General features: G+C 37.4%; 25 protein-coding genes. 23 read left to right on the top strand and 2 right to left on the bottom strand.

Features of this window, described 5'->3' with window-relative positions:
* Nucleotides 1-105: 105 nt before the first annotated feature.
* The 4 genes from I5435_RS14225 (at nt 106) to I5435_RS14210 (ending at nt 3,080) form a co-directional block, all read left to right on the top strand.
* Nucleotides 106-633, top strand: coding sequence for a sigma-70 family RNA polymerase sigma factor (locus tag I5435_RS14225; protein ID WP_024361204.1), 528 nt, complete (start codon nt 106-108; stop codon nt 631-633).
* Complete coding sequence (locus tag I5435_RS14220; protein ID WP_337982475.1) at nt 623-1,621, top strand: LCP family protein; 999 nt, start codon at nt 623-625, stop codon at nt 1,619-1,621. The genes I5435_RS14225 and I5435_RS14220 overlap by 11 nt, the downstream gene beginning before the upstream one ends.
* Before the next feature lie 112 nt (nt 1,622-1,733).
* Entirely contained in the window at nt 1,734-1,991 is a 258-nt protein-coding gene (locus tag I5435_RS14215; protein WP_025219932.1) for a DUF1871 family protein, read from the top strand.
* A 180-nt stretch (nt 1,992-2,171) separates the two neighbouring features.
* Nucleotides 2,172-3,080: an NAD(P)H-dependent flavin oxidoreductase gene (locus I5435_RS14210; protein WP_337982474.1), complete on the top strand. Its 909-nt coding sequence runs from the start codon at nt 2,172-2,174 to the stop codon at nt 3,078-3,080.
* Nucleotides 3,081-3,183: 103 nt separating this feature from the next.
* Here I5435_RS14210 and I5435_RS14205 read toward each other — a convergent pair whose 3' ends face one another.
* A complete protein-coding gene (locus tag I5435_RS14205; RefSeq protein WP_029747087.1) occupies nt 3,184-4,158 on the bottom strand; it encodes a DUF1385 domain-containing protein in 975 nt (324 codons plus the stop codon).
* Nucleotides 4,159-4,332: 174 nt separating this feature from the next.
* On the opposite strand from I5435_RS14205, the gene I5435_RS14200 reads away from it, so the two are divergent.
* The 14 genes from I5435_RS14200 to I5435_RS14135 all read left to right on the top strand — a co-directional run bounded on the left by I5435_RS14200 (nt 4,333) and on the right by I5435_RS14135 (nt 13,831).
* Nucleotides 4,333-4,758: a hypothetical protein gene (locus I5435_RS14200; protein ID WP_108029728.1), complete on the top strand. Its 426-nt coding sequence runs from the start codon at nt 4,333-4,335 to the stop codon at nt 4,756-4,758.
* Between the two features lie 62 nt (nt 4,759-4,820).
* Entirely contained in the window at nt 4,821-5,255 is a 435-nt protein-coding gene (aroQ, locus tag I5435_RS14195) for a type II 3-dehydroquinate dehydratase (RefSeq protein ID WP_337982473.1), read from the top strand.
* A gap of 2 nt (nt 5,256-5,257) precedes the next feature.
* The gene (locus I5435_RS14190) at nt 5,258-6,319 is read left to right on the top strand and encodes a M24 family metallopeptidase (RefSeq protein ID WP_258842089.1); all 1,062 of its coding nucleotides are present in this window, start codon (nt 5,258-5,260) and stop codon (nt 6,317-6,319) included.
* A gap of 17 nt (nt 6,320-6,336) precedes the next feature.
* A complete protein-coding gene (gene efp / locus I5435_RS14185; protein WP_024361192.1) occupies nt 6,337-6,894 on the top strand; it encodes an elongation factor P in 558 nt (185 codons plus the stop codon).
* A gap of 146 nt (nt 6,895-7,040) precedes the next feature.
* Nucleotides 7,041-8,042, top strand: a complete 1,002-nt coding sequence (locus I5435_RS14180) for an NAD(P)H-dependent flavin oxidoreductase (RefSeq protein WP_337982472.1) — start codon at nt 7,041-7,043, stop codon at nt 8,040-8,042.
* A gap of 99 nt (nt 8,043-8,141) precedes the next feature.
* The gene (locus I5435_RS14175; RefSeq protein ID WP_008179863.1) at nt 8,142-8,351 is read left to right on the top strand and encodes a hypothetical protein; all 210 of its coding nucleotides are present in this window, start codon (nt 8,142-8,144) and stop codon (nt 8,349-8,351) included.
* A gap of 4 nt (nt 8,352-8,355) precedes the next feature.
* On the top strand, nt 8,356-8,733 hold the full coding sequence (locus tag I5435_RS14170; RefSeq protein ID WP_024361190.1) for a hypothetical protein: 378 nt from the start codon (nt 8,356-8,358) through the stop codon (nt 8,731-8,733).
* Nucleotides 8,734-8,745: 12 nt separating this feature from the next.
* Nucleotides 8,746-9,657 carry a stage III sporulation protein AE gene (locus tag I5435_RS14165; protein ID WP_024361189.1) on the top strand — a complete coding sequence of 304 codons (912 nt, stop codon included), beginning with the start codon at nt 8,746-8,748 and terminating at the stop codon, nt 9,655-9,657.
* A gap of 1 nt (nt 9,658) precedes the next feature.
* Nucleotides 9,659-9,802, top strand: coding sequence for a hypothetical protein (locus tag I5435_RS14160; RefSeq protein WP_162832708.1), 144 nt, complete (start codon nt 9,659-9,661; stop codon nt 9,800-9,802).
* A 62-nt stretch (nt 9,803-9,864) separates the two neighbouring features.
* Nucleotides 9,865-10,284 (top strand): hypothetical protein, encoded by a 420-nt coding sequence (locus tag I5435_RS14155; protein WP_337982471.1) that lies wholly within the window; start codon nt 9,865-9,867, stop codon nt 10,282-10,284.
* Nucleotides 10,285-10,845, top strand: coding sequence for a SpoIIIAH-like family protein (locus I5435_RS14150; RefSeq protein ID WP_024361187.1), 561 nt, complete (start codon nt 10,285-10,287; stop codon nt 10,843-10,845).
* A gap of 200 nt (nt 10,846-11,045) precedes the next feature.
* Nucleotides 11,046-11,543 carry an acetyl-CoA carboxylase biotin carboxyl carrier protein gene (gene accB, locus I5435_RS14145; RefSeq protein WP_024361186.1) on the top strand — a complete coding sequence of 166 codons (498 nt, stop codon included), beginning with the start codon at nt 11,046-11,048 and terminating at the stop codon, nt 11,541-11,543.
* Between the two features lie 12 nt (nt 11,544-11,555).
* Nucleotides 11,556-12,917 (top strand): acetyl-CoA carboxylase biotin carboxylase subunit, encoded by a 1,362-nt coding sequence (gene accC / locus I5435_RS14140; RefSeq protein ID WP_024361185.1) that lies wholly within the window; start codon nt 11,556-11,558, stop codon nt 12,915-12,917.
* A gap of 140 nt (nt 12,918-13,057) precedes the next feature.
* Nucleotides 13,058-13,831: a class I SAM-dependent methyltransferase gene (locus I5435_RS14135; RefSeq protein WP_337982470.1), complete on the top strand. Its 774-nt coding sequence runs from the start codon at nt 13,058-13,060 to the stop codon at nt 13,829-13,831.
* 120 nt (nt 13,832-13,951) lie between these two features.
* Here I5435_RS14135 and I5435_RS14130 read toward each other — a convergent pair whose 3' ends face one another.
* Complete coding sequence (locus I5435_RS14130) at nt 13,952-14,161, bottom strand: hypothetical protein (protein ID WP_337982469.1); 210 nt, start codon at nt 14,159-14,161, stop codon at nt 13,952-13,954.
* A 252-nt stretch (nt 14,162-14,413) separates the two neighbouring features.
* Between I5435_RS14130 and I5435_RS14125 the strand changes: the two genes are divergently transcribed.
* From I5435_RS14125 to I5435_RS14105, 5 genes are all read left to right on the top strand, one after another.
* Nucleotides 14,414-14,683: an HPr family phosphocarrier protein gene (locus tag I5435_RS14125; RefSeq protein ID WP_337982468.1), complete on the top strand. Its 270-nt coding sequence runs from the start codon at nt 14,414-14,416 to the stop codon at nt 14,681-14,683.
* Nucleotides 14,677-16,395 carry a phosphoenolpyruvate--protein phosphotransferase gene (gene ptsP / locus I5435_RS14120; RefSeq protein WP_337982467.1) on the top strand — a complete coding sequence of 573 codons (1,719 nt, stop codon included), beginning with the start codon at nt 14,677-14,679 and terminating at the stop codon, nt 16,393-16,395. Before I5435_RS14125 ends, ptsP begins: the two co-directional genes overlap by 7 nt.
* Nucleotides 16,396-16,468: 73 nt before the next feature.
* A complete protein-coding gene (locus tag I5435_RS14115) occupies nt 16,469-17,221 on the top strand; it encodes a DeoR/GlpR family DNA-binding transcription regulator (protein WP_337983872.1) in 753 nt (250 codons plus the stop codon).
* Nucleotides 17,218-18,129: a 1-phosphofructokinase gene (gene pfkB, locus I5435_RS14110; RefSeq protein ID WP_337982466.1), complete on the top strand. Its 912-nt coding sequence runs from the start codon at nt 17,218-17,220 to the stop codon at nt 18,127-18,129. The genes I5435_RS14115 and pfkB overlap by 4 nt, the downstream gene beginning before the upstream one ends.
* A gap of 20 nt (nt 18,130-18,149) precedes the next feature.
* Nucleotides 18,150-20,036 carry a PTS fructose transporter subunit IIABC gene (locus I5435_RS14105; protein WP_337982465.1) on the top strand — a complete coding sequence of 629 codons (1,887 nt, stop codon included), beginning with the start codon at nt 18,150-18,152 and terminating at the stop codon, nt 20,034-20,036.
* Nucleotides 20,037-20,128 lie beyond the last annotated feature (92 nt).

The raw sequence follows: 20,128 nt of genomic DNA, 5'->3' as shown, positions 1-20,128 counted from the left end.
TTCAAAAAGAAAATCTTTTTAAAATACTATTTTTAAAAAATTGAACCTATAATCATTTACTAATCGTCTAATAGCAGAATTTAAGAGAGGAAGGGAGGGTAGTAGATGGACAGAACAGAAAAAGATTTCTTATTAGAAAAAATGATGATTGAATATGGTGATGAGTTGGTACGATTGGCATTTTCATATGTGAAAGATACTGAAATTGCGAAGGATATGGTGCAAAATACGTTTATCAAATGCTACAAAAACGTGGATACGTTTCGCTATGATGCCCATATAAAGACATGGCTCTATCGTATTGCAATTAACGAATGTAAAGATTATTTAAAAAGTTGGCATTTCAAAATGGTACAAGTAAAAAGTTTTATTCATGAAACAGCGAAGTCGATTTACCCATCAACAGAAAAAACAGTAATCGATAAATACAATAATGAAGAACTAAAGGATACCATCTTTTCTCTGCCAAAAGTGTATCGGGAAGTGGTGTATCTCTACTACTACGAGTCGTTAAAGACAGATGAAATTGCTGAAGTATTGGATATTCCAATGAATACAGTGAAAACGAGATTAAGAAGAGCCAAACAACGATTAGAGTCGATGATAAAGGAGGCTGAATTGAATGGAAGATAAGCGATTAAGAGATAAAATGCAGAAGATTTCTAATCAAGATTTAAGATTTACGCAAGAAGACCGACAAAAGGTTTTTGAACAAATTCGTAGGTTGGAAAAGAAGCACCGAGTACAAAAGAAGTCTCTTGTTCCTTTTTCAAAAAAGATTGTGCCAGTGCTCATTTCATTATTAGTGCTAGGCTTATGTCTAGTTTTATTTATGCCATCGATGTTGCCTAAGAGCTTTCATGAAGATGGGAACAATAGTGCAACAGTAGTTCAGGAAGATCAAATTGTCACTACTTTAATTACGGTGAAAGCAGAACAGGAGGACGATAGAATACCTCTAAATCTTTTACTCACATATAGCAAAGAGAAAAACGCTATGAAAGTTCTGTCGATTCCTCGTGAAACGTATGCACCGATAGCGAACAATGATGGGACTACAGTGTACGATAAATTATTATTTGCTTATGCTTTTGGTTCAGGAGGAGCAGAAAATGTAAGAACGACCGTTTCCAACCTATTTAATTTACCCATTGATTATTATGCGGTCATCGACTTAGAGACCTTTTCAGCATGGATTGCATCTATAAACGGTATAGATTATGACTTGCAAGAAGATACTCGCGTAAGAGCTATCACGAAAGTAGGGCTAGATTTCAAAAAAGGAACGAATCGTTTAAATGGGGAAGAGGTTGTGGCATTAATGATGGCTGCTACAGACGGGAGAAATTTAAAGGAAGAAAACTTATTAAATCTTATTCAAATTGTGGTGAATAAAACGAAAAACGAAATGGCGCAAGCGAAATTAAAAGAACTTTCTACTCAAATTGAAGCCAATATACCACTAGAACAATTGTTTGAAAACAACATAAATCTTCATTCAATTAAATCAGTATCGTTAAGTGCCGGCATTCGAGATGATATGATAGATGGAAAATATTACATTACGTTTGAGAAAGATTTTTTAACAGCCATTTCCGAAGAGTTAAAGACATTTGAGTAATTAAACATTGGATTTATTGTAATTTATAGGAAAATTATTTTATACTAGAAGTGCGTTAATAAGTTTAACGCACTTTTTATATTTACGAGGAAAAATGTTAAAGAGGTGTAATATGGAGCACTATCGAATTGTTAAGGAAGTCATTGATAATTGGGATCCAAAGCGATTTTTGCATTACACACCTGAGGATGAATATGACCCAGAAATCAGGATGATTGTAGAGCTGCTACCAACAGTAACTTCTGTTGAAAATTTAGCGCTTAGGATACATGAAGTTTTTGTAAAAATGTTCTCGGTAGATGAAGTTTTTGCAATTTCGAATTGCTATCCAATTGCGTTGGAAATTTGGCACAACATGGGTAAGCATTAGGCAAAGGGTTTAGTGTGAGATGTAGTTTAGACAAGATACTTGCTTATTATTAGAACTCTGCTTTTTTGGGAGTGAACGATAATGAAAATTAAAATTACATAAAAACTTGCATGTAGAAAAATATTAAAGTAGGGATTTTGGAAGACAGCTCGAATGTTTATATAGAAAGGGGGAGAGAGTATGTCATGTTTACCAATTATTGTAGCACCAATGTTTTTAATTTCGAATCCAGCGATGGTCATCGAGGCAAGTCGGGCAGGGGCTATTGGTTCGTTTCCACTATTAAATGCAAGACCCGTTTCAACTTGCGCAGACTGGCTTCAAGAGATTAAAGAGGCGTTGCCAACAGAGCCATGGGCCGTCAATTTTATATGTCATCCAGTAGCGAATGCACGTTTTGAAGAAGATTTACAATTAATTGAAAAATATGAGCCACCTATTGTCATTACATCGCTTGGCAACCCGAAGCGTGTGATTGATATCGTGCATCGTTATGGGGGAAAGGTCTATGCGGATGTGGCCAATGTCAAGCATGCTGAGAAATCCGCAGCCACGGGTGTAGATGGGTTAATTCTTGTGTGTGCAGGAGCTGGTGGACATGGTGGGCAACTGAATCCATTCGGCTTTGTCGCTGCAGTCAAAAAATTCTTTAATGGCACCATTATTTTATCAGGCGCTATATCAAGTGGTGCAGATGTATTGGCAACGCAAATTATTGGAGCGGACTATGCTTATTTAGGCACTCGCTTTATTGCTTGTCATGAAGGAGATGCACCAGAGGCTTATAAAAATATGGTTATCGAAAGTACAACAGATGATGTTTTGTATACAGATGCCTTTAGTGGCGTGCCTGTCAATGTGCTAATTCCATCCTTAATAAAAGAAGGAATTGACCCGTCGACATTAACGCCAAAAGAGGCTATTGATTTAACACACCTTGTAAATGTGAAGGCTTGGCGTGATATTTGGTCGGCAGGACATGGTGTCACAACGATTGAAAAACGTGAGTCTGTGCGTGAAATTATTATGTCATTACATGAGGAATATGAAAGCGCAAAGCAACGATTGAATGTGGTACAGTCTTTGTAATCGCTGGAGGAGTGCCCTTTTAGGATGTTAGGAAAAACAAAACGCACAATGCTGTTTAACCAACAATTGTGCGTTTTTGTATTGTCTTAGTTATGGAACTTTATTAATCGTGATTTAATGTTGCAGCAATTTCAGGTTGTTGTTCAACTCGACGTAGCATATTAAATGAGGCAATTGCAACTTCGACCTGTTCGTCCATCGGCTCTCTTGTTGTCAGTAGTTGTAACCATAGACCCGGATAACCTAAATAGCGTAACAAAGGAATATTGCGGCATGCATTTGTTGCTTGTAGTACTTCAAATGATACCCCTAATACAACAGGAATTAATAAAATACGGTCTACAATTCGTAACCACAGCGGGTCTGTAGGTACGAAGAAATATAAAAACATACCAACGAACACAGTGAATAGCATAAAGCTACTACCGCATCGATAATGTAAACGAGATTGTGCTTGCACATTTTCCACAGTAATATCCATACCAGCTTCATAGCAATTAATGACCTTATGCTCGGCACCATGATATTGGAAAACGCGTTTAATAATTGGTGTTAAAGAAATAAAATATAGATAGGTAAGCAGTAGAAGAAGCTTAATGCCACTTTCAAGTAGCACTTGACCAACTTTCCCTTCTATCCATGGTGAGAATAAATCCGCAATAAACACTGGAATTAGTGTAAATGCAAATTTACCGAATAGGAAAGAAAGAATCCCGACAACGGCTACGCCTAAAATCATTTGTAATTTTGAGCCGCTTTCTTCTACATTTTCGACTTCTTCGCCAGGTGTAACGTCATAACGGTCCCCTGAAAATTGCATATGACGTGAACCTAAACCTGCTGATTCAATAAGTGCAACAACCCCACGTACAAATGGAATTTTTTTAAGCTTTTGCAGGATTGGTTTTTGGACTTTTTTATAATGATAGTAATCAATGGAATCATCGTTACGGCGAATGGCAGTAATCGTATGTTCCTTCCCTCCGAACATCACACCCTCTAATTGTGCTTGTCCCCCGTATACAGGTGAATTGCTCAAGGCTAACACCACTCTCTTTATATATTTCAACTGTACCATTGTACTAAATTTAGCGAAAAACCTCTAGAGGTACGCATAGTAAATTTTCTTTATGGCTACACTTATCGTATAATTTTGCTTTTTTAGGAAGAGCGCTTATGTATTTCATTGCCATTGGCTAAAGACAGGGCGTGTAAGCAATGTGCACGCTGCTTATTTATAGGAGGGGTAGCTTTGAAAGTAGGACTAATAACCGCTGCTGTTAATGCGATCGTGTTAGCATTATGTTTAAAAGGGCTTCATTTTTTTCATTTTATTCGTTGGAATCCAATAGGCTTCTATAAAAAATGGGAGTTGTTCGAAGATAGTTCTAAATTATTTCATTGGAGTTTTTTAACGTTAGCACTGTTTTTAGTCGGATTCTTTTTATATATGACGTTACGATATGTTCATATTATACCTGCAATCTTGACTTCATTTTTAATCGGACTTTTGGTAACAATCACATTGGAGTGGTTTGTTTTGGATTTACCGTTACAATCCTCATCTTTTAAAAAATTATCCATCCCTTTTATGGTTGTGGTTATTTGCCTTTTGCGCTTTTTACTTGAAACAGCTAATTTTCATTACAAAGAGCATACAGCACAAAAAGGAAATTAGTTGCTGTATGCAATTGGTATGATAAAATAAAAAACAAGTACATAGAAAGAGGCGAATACTGCGTGAAGTTATTATGTTTGAATGGACCAAACTTAAATCGACTGGGAAAGCGTGAGCCACATATTTATGGCCATGAAACACTAGACGATGTCAAAAATAATGTTCAAAATCTTGCGGCTTCTCTTGGTGCTACAGTCGAGTTTCGTCAATCGAATCACGAGGGTGTTCTTGTAGATTGGGTGCACGAGGCGGAAGGTGAAAAGTATGATGGGATTATCTTTAATCCAGGTGCGTATACCCATACAAGTGTAGCATTACATGATGCAATTGCAGGAGTGACCGTACCGGTTATTGAAGTACATATTTCCAATATCCACAAACGTGAGGCATTTCGCCACCATTCTTATCTTGCCCCAGCCTGTCTAGGTCAAATTAGTGGACTTGGTACAAAAGGCTATGAACTAGCACTACGCACTTTTATTGAGAGGGAGAAATAATTATGTTGAAATTACAAAAGCTTCGTAAAATACTTCAAGAACAAAACATCGATGGCATTTTAATTACGAACGAGTATAACCGCCGCTATATGACAGGTTTTACTGGTACGGCTGGCGTAGCGATTGTGTCCCAAAATGATGCTGTGTTTATTACAGACTTCCGCTATACAGAGCAAGCAACTGCACAAATTAAGGATTACCGAATTGTGCAACATGAAGCAACACTCCTAGAAGAAATTGCGACACAAGTTAAAGCGATGGGTATTAAATTATTGGGCTTTGAGAAAGATTCTGTCAGCTATGGTACATATGAGTTGTATAAAAATGTAATTCAAGCTGATTTAGTGCCCGTTTCTGGATTAATTGAAAAAATTCGCTTGATTAAGACTCCACAAGAGATTAATATTATTAAGGTTGCGTGTGAAATTGCTGACCACGCATTTACACATATTTTAGACTACATCAAGCCAGGTAAAACAGAGCTTGACGTTTCGAATGAATTAGAATTTTTCATGCGACAACAAGGAGCAACACAGTCCTCTTTTGATACAATTGTAGCGTCTGGTCTTCGCTCGGCACTACCACATGGTGTTGCAACAAATAAGGTTATTGAAAAAGGCGACTTTGTCACACTTGATTTTGGTGCGCTATACAATGGCTATATTTCGGATATAACACGTACGGTGGCAGTTGGTGAGCCATCTGAAAAATTAGTAGAAATGTACAATACAGTCCTTGCGTCACAACTTTTAGCACTTGAAAAAGTTGGTCCTGGCTTAACAGGTATTCAAGCAGATGCCATTGCACGTGACTATTTAACAGAAAAAGGCTATGGTGAGGCATTTGGTCATTCATTAGGGCATGGGATTGGTCTTGAAGTACATGAAGGCCCTGGCCTATCGAAACGATCAAATACGGTTTTAGAGCCGGGAATGGCCGTGACGATTGAACCAGGTGTTTATGTACCGGGAGTCGGTGGTGTTCGTATCGAAGACGATATTTTGATCACTGAATCAGGTAATGAACTACTAACACATTCGACAAAAGAACTTATTATCTTATAAACAATGGAGGAACACAAATGATTTCAGTAAACGATTTCCGTACAGGTCTAACAATTATTGTTGATGGCCAATTATATCGCGTGTTAGATTTCCAACACGTTAAACCAGGTAAAGGTGCTGCATTCGTACGTTCTAAATTACGTAACCTTCGTAACGGTTCTGTGAATGAAAAAACATTCCGTGCTGGTGAAAAAGTAGAGAAAGCACAAATTGATAATCGTAAAATGCAATATTTATATGCTCAAGGTGATGAGCATGTATTTATGGATTTAGAGTCATATGAGCAAACTGAACTTGCTTCAGCTGCCATTGAATATGAATTGAAATTCCTAAAAGAAAATATGGAAGTACACATTCAATCTTACCAAGGTGAAATGCTAGGTGTAGAATTACCAAACACGGTTGAATTAGAAGTAACTGAAACAGAACCAGGTATTAAAGGTGATACTGCTTCAGGCGGTACAAAACCTGCTACACTTGAAACTGGTCTTATCGTGCAAGTTCCATTCTTCGTGAACCAAGGTGACAAGTTAGTGATTAACACTACTGAAGCATCTTACGTATCACGTGCATAAGTAATATTTAGTAAACCTACTCTTTCAAAAGGGTAGGTTTTTACTTTTTTTTAATACATATATCGAGTAAAGTACAAAAATATGTAAAAATAGAAGGAGGTCGGAAAGAGAAATAAGGTTTACAATAAAAGTAAGGAGTGAATGCAATGTTAAAAAAATTTGAAATGCACTATCCAATTATTCAAGCACCGATGGCGGGGGTTACTACACCAAAATTTGTTGCTGCCTGTGCGGAAGTTGGGATACTAGGCTCAATTGGAGCGGGCTATTTAGATGGTGAGCAGACAAGGAATTTTATTCAGGAAGTAAAAAAGCTTACGCAAAAGCCATTTGCCGTAAATTTATTTGTGCAAGAAGAGCCACGCATTGATATAGATGTTCTCCAAAAAGCACGTATGGCGCTACAGCCTTACTATGATGAGCTCGGATTATCACCAGTGCAAAGTGTGATGTCAAACGAAGTTTTTGAGGGGCAATTGCAAGCAGTTCTTGATGAGCAAGTAGCTGTGTGCTCGTTTACATTTGGTATACCATCTCTAGAAGTTATTCAACGTTTAAAGGATAAAAATATTTATGTGATCGGGACAGCTACTACGCTAGAAGAAGCCATTCAAGTTGAGCAATCAGCTATGGATGCGGTTGTTTTACAAGGTGGTGAGGCAGGAGGGCATCGTGGCTCATTTACGAACCCTATGCAATTAATTGCCCGTGAAGATTTACTGCAACAAGTAGTAGGCAACATAACAATCCCAATTATTGTTGCAGGGGGCATTGTTTCTCATGAAGATGTGCAGCGCGCACTAGCGGGTGGTGCACAGGCGGTACAAATAGGTACTGCATTATTAGTAGCTGATGAATGTGAAATATCACCATTGTATAAAAAGGCTATTTTGCAGTCGAAGCCACAACAGACGACGATTACGTATGCTTTTACTGGTAAAGCAGCGCGTGGCTTAACCAATCATTTTACAGAACATATGAAGGATGCTATTGTAGCACCGTATCCATTGCAACATCATTTAACCTCCACTATTCGTAAGGAAAGTGCAGCACAAGGCAATCCACAATATTTATCGATGTGGATGGGGGAAAACAGTCACTTAGTGCAACCCGGTACAGTGAAAAGTATTATTGAAAAATTAGTATAGGTGCCAGTCACTCAAACAATTCTGAATTGTTTGAGTGACTGGCACTGTTCTTTTTTTTTGGAGTGCGACATATATTGCTGTACACGAGGGGGCGTATGAATGGAATTACAAGACGTATTAAGAGTCGCTGGAGTGGGACTAGTAGTAGCGCTTCTTCATGTTTTCTTTGATCAAACAGGGAAGAAAGAATTTTCATTTTTCTTATTTTTTATTGCCTACTTATATATGACAGCAGAATTGCTCCGATTTTTACGTCTATTTTTCACTGAAATTTTAACATTCTTCCAGTGGTTAACCTCATCTGGGTAAGTAAATGGAAATTGTCATTGTTGCTGTTGTCATGCTGCTTTTATTGTTGCTTATAAAAGAAGTCATACAGCCACTCCACGCGCTAATTAGTGTAATGTTTTCGTTTTTGCTGTTCAGTTTTTTGTTTACGACACTCCTATTGCCTTTCGTCAAACAAATTCTCGATATGCTTTCATTTTTGCCTTATGCAAAAGCCATTGTAATGAGTGCTAGTCTTTTTTATGTAGGGCAATGGGTGTCGATGTTATTAGTGGAGCATAGCTATAAAGTTTTAGGTAGTATCGTTTTCGATGCAGTTAAAATTGTTATTTTACTGTATTGGTTTAAAGAATTTGTGGTTGTTTTACAGGGGGTGTCATCTATTTTACAAAGGTTAAACTAAGGGGCGAAGCCAGTGCAGGAGCAACTACTTTCGTTTTTCATCGATCCATTTTTTCTCTTGCTCAAGATGACGCTCATATTGTGTGGCTATGTCATCATTACGTTAATTGTCAACATGCTTTTACCAGAATTTGAAAAAGGGACAAGAATCCTTTTTTTTCTTATTGTGTTAGCCACGATTGGACCAGTAGTCGTTAACTCATTTCAACTTATTGATGAAATTGCACAAGGACTTTCTCATATATTCACTGCCTTTTATCCAATTCTTACTTCTAGTTTTTTGCTATCCAGTAGTATTACTGCAATTGCTTCTTGGCAGCCTTTTTTGCTTTTTTTTGTACAAGTCTTAACGATCATTAGTAGTAAATGGCTTATCCCAGGTGTACTCTTTGCCATTGTCTTTGATGTATGCAGTGTCATTGTCAAAGAAATATCTTTTACGAGAATTGCAGAATTAATTCGTTTTACTATTATGAGTATTGTTTCTGCGTCTGTTATTTGCTACATCATTTTAATGTCGGCAAGTGGTGTTGCTGCATTTAGTGTCAATAAGGCTGTTGCAGAGCCAGTGAAAAAGTTAATAGAAGAAAATATTCCAGTAGTCGGTTCTTTTATCGTAGATAGTTTTTCAATGTTTCAGCATATGACCCAATTTTCTACTTCAATTAGTAGTATAAGTGCTTTTATTGCCGTAATAACTGTATCGTTTATTCCGACAGTCCAGCTTGTGGTTAGTGCGTATTCATTAAAACTATTAGCCGCTATTTTAGAACCGATTGCTTTTGATGATATATGTAAATTACTTGATCATGTTAGTAAATCTCTCTTTACATTATGTGCAGTATCATTTCTAATTGCTTTTTCATTTATGTTTTCTTGTTTTTTCCTTATTGTTTTCGTGCAAGTGCTGGCAGGGGGGAGATAGATTGATTCTTTTATTGGCATTGCTCTTTATTTGTCAATTTTTCGTATTTCTGACGGATGATAAACAAATAATTTCACTAACAAAACTTGTCATTACGTTAGTATTTTTGCAATTGCTATTAAAGATTCCATTTATCAATTCATAGGAGGAAACAAGCGTACATACACTTGAAAAAGAGAAGATGAAAGGAGGCAATGTACAAGTGATGTGGAAAAGGCACGAAAAAAAACAACGTCATTTATCGTCTTAATGTTGATTGCTGCCTCCGTGGGAATTTTCATCGTGTTTCCTATGTATCAAACGAATTCATCAAATGAGCGAGTAAGACCGAATACGAATGAAGAAAAACTTGAGCAAACGCTTAAGGCAATGCATGGTGTTGGGGAGGTTAAAGTATATTTTTATTACGGAGAGATGACAGATGCCAAGGATGAAAATAAACTATTTAGCCAGTATTTTCGAGGGACTGACCAAGGTACGAAAGATGTAACAGGAATGCTAATTGTTTCAGAAGGAGCATCAGATATATTTGTAAAAAATGAAATTCGTGCGGTCGTTAGTCAAGTGATGCAATTACCTATTCATCGAATTATTATTGTTCCAATGGAAAATAAGGAGGAAAAGTAAATGCGCGTACGTAGAAGAACAGTTTGGTTTATGACATTATTAAGTCTTGTAGCAGTTATTTCAGTTTATTATTTGGTGGATCCTGCAAAACAGTTTAATGGCTTAACGATTTTTACAGATGATACATTACAACAAACAGCAATTACAGGTGTTACAGATCAGGAAGCTACTAATAAGCAAGATGCAACCCAAGAAGTATTGTCTCCAAGTCATTTATTTGAAGAAATGCGTATGCAAGTAAATGATGAAAGAAGCCAATTACGTGAACAATTAACGCAAAAAATTGCGTCTGAAGAATATACAGCTGAAGAAAAAAATGAGGCTTTCAATGAAATCGATGGCTTGATTAAACAGGAATCGGCTGAAGCAATGCTTGAAATGTTGATTAAGTCTTTAGGCTATAATGATGCGTTTGTTAGAGCGGAAGGTGAAAAAGTTTCCGTAACGGTTATGGCAGAAGAATTATCAAAATCACAAGCAAATGAAATTATTTATTTAGTAAAAACAGAGTGGGAAGGCGCAAATGACGTTCAAGTTAAATTCAGTGCAAATAACTATTAAATAATAAAGAAAAAAAGGAATATTCTGTTTATTAATTAATCATTGTTATATATCAGCATAATGAAAAGGCTTTCGTTTAGTAAAAGAAAGCCTTTTATTTTGTTTATATTTACTTAATTTTCATTTTAGTGTTTCAAATTGTTTGAAAAAAATATAGAATAGTGATTGTAGTAGATTTTATTTCATAAGGAGAGTTAGAAATGTTCAAAATTCAAGAAATTCGTGAAATTATCAAATTAGTAGATTCTTCTTCAATCGACGAGTTCGTTTATGAAGTAGATGGCGCAAAGGTTAAATTAAAAAAGAATGGTGTTGTCGTAACTGAAACAGTAGCACCTAAAAAACAAGAAACAGCCCCTGTTGTACAACAAACTGCACCAGTAGCACCAGCAGCTCCAGCGAAAGCTGAAGAAGCACCAGCAGCTCCAGTAGCAGCACCTGCAAGCAACGACCCATCGTTACATAAAATTGTATCACCAATGGTTGGTACGTTCTATGCAGCTCCAAACCCAGATTCACCAGCATACGTAAAAGTTGGCGACAAAGTAGGCGATGAAACAATCGTTTGTATCGTAGAAGCGATGAAGCTTTTCAACGAAATCGAAGCTGAAGTTAAAGGTGAAATCGTTGAAGTACTTGCCAAAGATGGCGATTTAGTAGAATACGGTCAACCATTATTCCTTGTAAAAGCTGAGTAAGGAGTGCAAACCATGAAAAAAGTTTTAATCGCAAACCGCGGCGAAATCGCTGTTCGTATTATTCGTGCCTGTAAAGAATTAGGCATCAAATCGGTTGCTGTATATTCTGAAGCTGACGCAGATGCATTACATGTGAAGTTAGCAGACGAAGCATATTGCATCGGTCCAAAGCTATCTAAAGATTCTTATCTAAGCTTCCCAGCATTGTTAAGCGTTGCAGAAAAAACAGGAGCAGACGGTATCCACCCAGGTTACGGTTTCGTTTCTGAAAATGCTGATTTCGCTGAAGCATGTGAAAATGCGGGCATTAAATTCATTGGTCCTTCATCTGATTCCATCAAAATTATGGGGATTAAAGACGTTGCTCGTACAACAATGGAAGCAGCGGGCGTTCCACTTGTACCAGGTACTGGTATTGTTCCAGATATCGAAACAGGTAAAGAATGGGCTGCGAAAATTGGTTACCCAGTTATCATTAAAGCAACTGCTGGTGGTGGCGGTAAAGGTATCCGTGTAGCACGTACAGAAGAAGACCTTGTAAAAGGTATTGATATTACGCAAAAAGAGGCTGCTGCAGCATTCGGTAACCCTGGCGTATATTTAGAAAAATTCATTGAATACTTCCGTCACTGTGAAATTCAAGTGTTAGCTGATGGGTACGGTAATGTCGTACATTTAGGCGAACGTGACTGTACTGTTCAACGTCGTATGCAGAAATTAGTAGAGGAAGCTCCATCTCCTGCTCTATCTTCTGAACGCCGTGCAGAAATGGGTGCAGCAGCGGTGAAAGCAGCTCAAGCATGTAACTATGAAGGTGCTGGTACAATCGAGTTCATCTATGACTATCAAGAGGACAAGTTCTACTTCATGGAAATGAATACACGTATTCAAGTAGAACACCCTGTAACAGAAATGATTTCTGGTGTCGATCTTGTTCAACAACAATTAAAAATTGCATCAGGTGAGAAACTTCCATTCACACAAGATGATATTAAATTAAATGGTTGGGCAATTGAATGCCGCATTAACGCAGAGAATGCATACAAAAACTTTATGCCATCAGCTGGTACTGTAGATACTTATGTAACACCAGGTGGCTATGGTGTACGTATTGACTCGGCTGTCTATGCAGGTTACACAATTCCTCCATATTACGATTCAATGGTAGCAAAACTGATTGTCCATGCGGATACGCGTGAAGAAGCAATTGCGAAAATGAATCGTGCGCTAGGTGAATTTGAAGTAGCTGGTCCTGGTATCAATACGACAATCCCATTCCACCAAGCATTAATGAACAACGACGTCTTCAAATCTGCGAAATTCAACACGAAATTCTTGGAAGAAAATGACGTATTAGGAACAAGTAAGAAATAATTAACAAACGATGGAATAGAATCGAATATCTATTTCTTAAACCTTCTGGCTTTTAGTAGTCAGAAGGTTTTTTATTTAGTAGATGTCTATTTTTTGTTTTATGTTAACATTGTAAATAAATTGAAAAGAGAGGAGAAGATATGGTTATGTATAATTTTGAAGAATACGATGACCCGATTTTATATGACATAGAAAATGAGAGCTATTTGGCAGAATTGCCCTTTTTGTTAAAGTGGGCGTCAACTACACAAGGAACAATTATTGACTTAGCTTGTGGAACGGGGAGACTGACGATTCCACTTTCTAAAAATGGTTATCAAATGATAGGAGTAGACATCCATAAAGGTATGTTAAATGAAGCAAAGAAAAAATCAGCGGATTTTGATTTGCCGATTGAATGGGTGGAACAAGATTGTACAAAATTGCAATTACCAACGAAAAGTCATTTCATTTATTCAGTTGGGAATTCATTTCAACATTTTTTGACGAACAATGCGCAAGATAGTTTACTTTCTTCAGTGAATAAACATTTGAAAATGGGAGGCATCTTCATTTTTGGTACGAGGTTTCCTAGCGCAGAGGAATTACTTCAACCAAGTACGGAAGAATATTGGAGAACGTATACTGATCGCGATTCGCTTCATATTGTTGATGTCTATACAATTAGTCATTATGATGCTTTAAGTCAAATCCAACACTATCCAACAATTAGAAAGTATAAAAATAGTGAAGGTCAAATGGTGGATGAAAAGAGCACAAAGATAAGCTTAAGATATCTATATCCAAAAGAAATGGAACGGATTTTATTGTATAACGGTTTTGAAATTGTAGATGTCTTTCAGGACTGGAAAGAAACCGTTGCTACGAATAACAGTTACGAGTTAATCTATGTTTGTAAAAAAATAAGCAACTGAAAAGTTTGAAGGTTTTTTATAGACACGCTATTGCAATGACAGAACGGAAGAACTATCAAAAAGAACTTGCGTATAAGGATATCCAATAACGCAAGTTCATCATTACAAGCGTAAAAAATTTTATAGTTTACTAACTAAGAAAAAATTCAACAACCCACCTACAATTGAAACAATAATAATACTCCATGCATATTTCTTACGTTGTTTGACGCCTACTATGCCCATAACAACCCCTAATAATGGTGATAATAATAAGCCGATGATATAAGCAAAAATATTGTAGGTTTTATAACCATAAAGTTCGTTTTTCTCAATTGTTTCATTATCCATCATTATCCCCCCTATTCTTCATTGTGTTTATGGATACTATTTCGATTAACTTAACTGTACCATATATAGGAAGTAATTGGAGCAAGGAGCTAAGTATTTTTGGGTGTTTTTGAATGAAAATGATTGAAAATGATTATTTCATATTCTATAATAAAGCTGTAAAATGAGTGGCTGAAATATTTTGCACTTGTCGATACATTGCCACTTACACTTCATGAAAAATCTTAGATAGTAATGCTAGGGGGATATTAAATGAAAAAAACATTCAAAATTACAGTGCTGGAAGGTTTACATGCAAGACCAACAACATTATTAGTAACGACTGTAAATTCGTTTGAATCAGAAGTTTCCATTACATATGATGGAAAAACTGCAAATTTAAAATCCATTATGGGTGTTATGTCTTTGGCAATTTCAGCAGGAGCAGTTATAGAAATATCGGCTATTGGTTCAGATGCAAAGGAATTAATCGAAAAAATTACGGAAGTCATCATTTCTCAAGGGATTGGTGAAGAATGCTAGAATTAAGCGGGATTGCCGTTTCCGATGGGGTTGCCATAGCAAGTGCGTATTGTTTGATAGAGCCCGATTTGTCGTTTGAAAAAAGTAGGATTTCGGATATTCATGCTGAAAAGGTTAGACTAAAAGAGGCATGTATCAAAGCTAAAAATCAATTAGCAGAAATTCGTGCGATTGCAGATAGAAAATTTGGTGTAGAAAAGGCGGCTATATTTTCAGCGCATTTATTACTATTAGCTGATCCTGAAATGCTAGCAGCAATTGAAGGGAAAATCGATGATGGCTGGAATGCAGAGTTTGCAGTTCAAGAGACGGCCAATGAATACATTCAAATATTTGAAGCAATGGATAATAGGTATATGCAAGAACGCGCTACAGACATTCACGATGTTTCAACGCGCTTACTTGCTCATTTGCTAGGTGTAGAAATACCTGATTATAGTAGCATTTCAAAAGATGTCATTCTTGTTGCAGAAGATTTAACACCATCTATCACAGCCCAATTAGATACATCCTATGTCAAAGGCTTTATTACGGATAGGGGTGGTAGAACTTCACATTCAGCTATTTTAGCAAGAATAATGGAGATTCCTGCGATTGTCGGGACAAAAACTGCTACTCAAGAACTTGTGCAAGGGGCACCAATTATTATTGATAGTACGCTTGGTAAAGTTATTATGAATGCAACACAAGAGGTACTGGATGAGTACTTGGAAAAACAACAAGCATGTATAGAACAAAGACAATTACTGAAGCAATATCGTTTATGTGAAAGTGTGAGTGCTGATGGCCATCGGGTAGAGATTGCAGGAAACATTGGAAAGCCACAAGATGTTGAATTAGTACTTGCTAATGGTGGAGATGGTATAGGGTTATTCCGTACAGAATTTTTATATATGCATCGCCATGAATTGCCATTGGAAGAGGAACAGTTTCTCGCTTACAAAATGGTTCTTGAGAAAATGCAAGGCAAGCCTACCGTTGTCCGTACATTAGATATTGGTGGCGATAAAAACCTTTCCTATTTGAAATTTGCACATGAATTAAATCCATTTTTAGGTCTTCGTGCAGTGCGCCTTTGTTTAGCGCAACAGGATATTTTCCGTACGCAATTACGTGCCCTGTTACGAGCAAGCGTTTACGGTAACTTGAAAATAATGTTTCCGATGATTGCCACTCTAGATGAGTTTAGAGAGGCAAAAGCAATATTATTAGAAGAAAAACAAAAGCTACGAGATGAAGGCATACCTGTAGCTGAAACAATTGAAGTAGGGATGATGGTTGAAATCCCATCTGCTGCTGTAATCGCGGATTTATTTGCACAAGAGGCTGATTTTTTGTCAATAGGCACGAATGATTTAATTCAATACACGTTAGCGGCGGATCGTATGAATGAAAAGGTTTCCTATTTGTATCAGCCTTATCATCCAGCTATTTTAAGATTGGTGAAAATGGTTATTGAGGCTGCACATCAGAACGGAAAATGGGTAGGGATGTGTGGTGAAATGGCTGGTGACGAAATGGCTATTCCGATTTTGCTAGCATTAGGATTGGATGAATTTTCAATGAGTGCACCTTCAATTTTAACGACACGTGCTCAAATTGCTAACCTATCAAAAGTGAACTTATCAACACATCTAGAGCAACTATTAACGTTAACGACAGCTAGAGAAGTAGAAGCTTATGTTAAAAAATATTTATGGCAAGCGAGATAAAATGCTGTCGATAAATAAGGCATGAGAAAAGGGATAGATTTTTAAAAATGACGTGACAAGAGGGTGGAACATTATTATCACTGCAGAACGACATCGAATTATTCTAGATATTTTAACTCGACACGGGGTTGTGGATTTACAAAGTTTGGTGCAAAGAACCAAATCATCTGAATCAACTATTCGGAGAGATTTAGCACTATTAGAAGGGCAAGGGCTTTTGAAGCGGATACATGGCGGGGCAACACTGCCATCTTCAAAAGTAGCGGAGCCAACAATGCAAGAAAAATCATCCAAAAACCTTCACGATAAACAAATCATTGCAAAAGCGGCTGCGAGTATGATTCGTGATGGAGATTGTGTGTATTTGGATGCTGGTACAACTGTTTCGGAGATGATTCCATATGTCATAAACAAAAAAATCATTATTGTCACAAATGGTGTAATGCATGTTGATGCATTAACGTCAGCCAATGTTCCGACTTATTTATTAGGCGGTAGAATAAAAATGAATACGAAAGCGATAGTCGGTTCTGTAGCGCAAGAAAATTTAAAACAGTATCGCTTTGATAAGTGTTTTTTAGGGATGAATGGTGTAGATATCAAGTTTGGCTTGACAACACCTGACCCAGAGGAAGCGATACTTAAAAAAATGGCAATGGAATTAGCTGAAGAAACATTTGTTTTAGCTGACAACAGTAAGTTTTCTGAAATATTTTTTGCAAAAGTAGCAGAAATTGATCAAGTAACTATTTTTACAACAAATTTGGCTAATGAGGCAGCAAAAGAATATCTAGATCAAACAAGCTTGAAGGTTGTGACAACATGATTTATACAGTAACACTGAATCCATCTATTGATTTGATTGTTGAAGTGCCCGATTTTCAATTGAATCACTTAAATCGCATTGAGCGTGAAAGTAAATTTCCAGGTGGAAAAGGTATTAATGTTTCGCGTGTGTTAAACACGATGGGTGTTCCTTCTGTTGCATTAGGGTATATCGGAGGCTTTACAGGGGCATATATTGCAAAGGCTTTAGAAAGCGAAGGGATTCAGACAGATTTTGTAAATGTACAAGAAGATAGTCGAATCAATATCAAGTTGAAAACAGAAAATGAGACAGAAATTAATGGACAGGGCCCTGCATTAACCGAACAAAATATGCAAGAGTTATATAAAAAGTTAGAAAACTTACAAGCAGGGGATATTTTAATATTAGCAGGTAGTATTCCACCTTCCCTACCTAAAAGCTTTTATTGTGATATTACGGCGAAATACCGTATCCGTGGCGTGAAAGTAGTGGTGGATGCGGGTGGAGAGGTGCTTGCTGATGTATTGCAAGAAAAACCTTTTTTAGTAAAGCCAAATCACCATGAATTAAGCGATTTATTTGGTGTAGCGATTCATACAATGGATGACATTATATCATATGGCAAAAAGGTATTAGCGATGGGAGCTGAACATGTCATTGTGTCCATGGCTGGTGATGGCGCTTTGCTTTTTGCAAATGATGAAGTTTACAAGGCTACTGTTCCACAAGGGGATGTGGTAAATTCTGTAGGTGCCGGTGACTCATTAGTAGCAGGTTTTATTGGGACATATGCACAAAAACCAGACTTGCGTAAAGCGTTGCAAGTAGCCGTAGCAACAGGAAGTGCAACTGCTTTTAGCAAAGACTTAGCCTCAAAAAACATGATTGATTTATTAATGGAACAAGTAGCTATCAAAAAAATTTAATAGAGGTGGTGTAGTCAGTTATGAAAATTTCGGATCTTTTAAAAATAGATACCGTTATAATTGATTTGGCTGCTACTAATAAAGATGCAGCTATAGATGAAATGACGGAAAAATTACATCTAGCTGGTCGGTTAAACAATTTTGATGGATTTAAAAAAGCGATTTTACAGAGAGAATCACAGAGTACTACTGGTATAGGGGAAGGGATCGCCATTCCGCATGCCAAAACAGATGCAGTCAAAATCCCTTCTATATTATTTGCAAAATCAAAAGAAGGTGTTGCGTTTGATGCATTAGATGGACAAAAAGTACATCTTTTCTTTATGATAGCAGCAAGTGCCGGTGCGAATAACGAGCATCTTGAAACTTTATCCCGTCTTTCTTCTTTATTGATGGATGCAACATTGCGTAATCAATTATTGGCGGCACAAACGTCAGAAGAGGTCATTCGTATTATTGAAGTGCAAGAAAAAGCACAAGATGGCGACGAAGAACATACAGTGAAAAAAAGCGCAGACAACGCACCGCTTATTTTAGCTGTAACAGCATGTCCTACGGGTATTGCCCATACATATATGGCAGCCGATGCATTAAAGGCAAAAGCACAAGAAAAAGGCATTGCCATTAGAGTTGAAACAAATGGTGCAACTGGAATAAAAGACGCATTAACCGCAGCGGAAATTGACAAAGCGCTAGCCATTATCGTTGCAGCCGATAAGCAAGTTGACATGCATCGTTTTGCTGGTAAGCATGTTATTAAAGTGCCTGTAGCTGCAGGAATTCGGAAAACAGATGAGCTGTTAGACCGTGCTTTACAACAAGATGCGCCTATTTATCATGTATCGCATGAAGCTAGTGGTCAAGTTGCAGCGGTTGTCGGTGAAGGAAAGTTTAAAGAATATTTTTATCAACCATTGATGAATGGAATCTCTAATATGTTGCCATTTGTTGTTGGGGGAGGATTATTAATTGCCTTATCCTTTTTAATCGGTGGTATTAATGCAGAGGGGCCAATAGCTGAAGCGCTCAGTTTAATTGGTGGTGGAAACGCCTTTGCCTTATTAATTCCCGTATTAGCTGGATTTATCGCAATGGGTATTGCTGATCGTCCTGCTTTAGCACCTGGTATGGTTGGCGGTTATTTAGCGGCATCAGGTGGTGCGGGATTTTTAGGTGGATTAGTGGCAGGGTTTTTAGCAGGCTATGTTGTGATTGCTTTAAAAAAGCTCTTCTCTCACTTGCCACAGTCATTCGAGGGAATCAAACCTGTATTACTATATCCGTTGTTCAGTATGGTAATGGTAGGGTTCGTTATGATATTTGTGGTCAACACCCCAGTGAAATTTATAATGGATGAATTGACAACATGGTTAAACGGCTTAAGCGGAACCAATATTGTGTTGGTAGGCATGATTCTTGCCGGGATGATGGCAGTTGATATGGGAGGTCCTATTAATAAAGCTGCCTTCACATTTGGCATTGCAATGATTGATGCGGGTCAGTATGCACCGCAGGCAGCGGTCATGATTGGTGGGATGATTCCGCCACTAGGATTAGCGCTTGCGACAACATTCTTTAAAAATAAATTTACATTAGCACAGCGGGATGCGGGTAAAACAAACTATATTATGGGACTTTCCTTTATAACTGAAGGCGCCATCCCATTTGCTGCGGCAGATCCAATTCGTGTCATTGTAAGTTCTGTTGTCGGTGCAGCAGTTGCTGGAGGGTTAGCATTATATTTCGGCTGTACGTTGCAAGCTCCGCACGGTGGTATCTTTGTGATTTGGGCGGTGCAAAATCCTCTGCTGTACGTTGTATCGTTAGTCGTTGGTGCAATGGTCACAGCGGTTATGGTTGGTATGTGGAAAAAGCCCATTGAAAGCAAAATAGAAGCCGGTGATTAACTTTCAATGTCTAATCAACAAGGAAGAAAATTCTAGAATTACTTGTATGTAAAAAAATGAAAACGTCTTTTCTAAGCCAAACCTTCCTTTTT

The sequence above is a fragment of the Lysinibacillus sp. C5.1 genome (assembly GCF_016350185.1).
Lineage (GTDB): Bacteria > Bacillota > Bacilli > Bacillales_A > Planococcaceae > Lysinibacillus > Lysinibacillus sphaericus.
The sequence above is the reverse complement of the archived record's forward strand: the minus strand, read 5'-3'. Positions and strand labels throughout refer to the sequence as shown.

Coding starts and splice junctions, on each gene's coding strand:
- I5435_RS14225 (WP_024361204.1), top strand. CDS start 106: ATGGACAGAACAGAAAAAGATTTCTTATTAGAAAAAATGATGATTGAA.
- I5435_RS14220 (WP_337982475.1), top strand. CDS start 623: ATGGAAGATAAGCGATTAAGAGATAAAATGCAGAAGATTTCTAATCAA.
- I5435_RS14215 (WP_025219932.1), top strand. CDS start 1,734: ATGGAGCACTATCGAATTGTTAAGGAAGTCATTGATAATTGGGATCCA.
- I5435_RS14210 (WP_337982474.1), top strand. CDS start 2,172: ATGTCATGTTTACCAATTATTGTAGCACCAATGTTTTTAATTTCGAAT.
- I5435_RS14205 (WP_029747087.1), bottom strand. CDS start 4,158: ATGGTACAGTTGAAATATATAAAGAGAGTGGTGTTAGCCTTGAGCAAT.
- I5435_RS14190 (WP_258842089.1), top strand. CDS start 5,258: ATGTTGAAATTACAAAAGCTTCGTAAAATACTTCAAGAACAAAACATC.
- efp (WP_024361192.1), top strand. CDS start 6,337: ATGATTTCAGTAAACGATTTCCGTACAGGTCTAACAATTATTGTTGAT.
- I5435_RS14180 (WP_337982472.1), top strand. CDS start 7,041: ATGTTAAAAAAATTTGAAATGCACTATCCAATTATTCAAGCACCGATG.
- I5435_RS14175 (WP_008179863.1), top strand. CDS start 8,142: ATGGAATTACAAGACGTATTAAGAGTCGCTGGAGTGGGACTAGTAGTA.
- I5435_RS14170 (WP_024361190.1), top strand. CDS start 8,356: ATGGAAATTGTCATTGTTGCTGTTGTCATGCTGCTTTTATTGTTGCTT.
- I5435_RS14150 (WP_024361187.1), top strand. CDS start 10,285: ATGCGCGTACGTAGAAGAACAGTTTGGTTTATGACATTATTAAGTCTT.
- accB (WP_024361186.1), top strand. CDS start 11,046: ATGTTCAAAATTCAAGAAATTCGTGAAATTATCAAATTAGTAGATTCT.
- accC (WP_024361185.1), top strand. CDS start 11,556: ATGAAAAAAGTTTTAATCGCAAACCGCGGCGAAATCGCTGTTCGTATT.
- I5435_RS14135 (WP_337982470.1), top strand. CDS start 13,058: ATGGTTATGTATAATTTTGAAGAATACGATGACCCGATTTTATATGAC.
- I5435_RS14130 (WP_337982469.1), bottom strand. CDS start 14,161: ATGGATAATGAAACAATTGAGAAAAACGAACTTTATGGTTATAAAACC.
- I5435_RS14125 (WP_337982468.1), top strand. CDS start 14,414: ATGAAAAAAACATTCAAAATTACAGTGCTGGAAGGTTTACATGCAAGA.
- ptsP (WP_337982467.1), top strand. CDS start 14,677: ATGCTAGAATTAAGCGGGATTGCCGTTTCCGATGGGGTTGCCATAGCA.
- pfkB (WP_337982466.1), top strand. CDS start 17,218: ATGATTTATACAGTAACACTGAATCCATCTATTGATTTGATTGTTGAA.
- I5435_RS14105 (WP_337982465.1), top strand. CDS start 18,150: ATGAAAATTTCGGATCTTTTAAAAATAGATACCGTTATAATTGATTTG.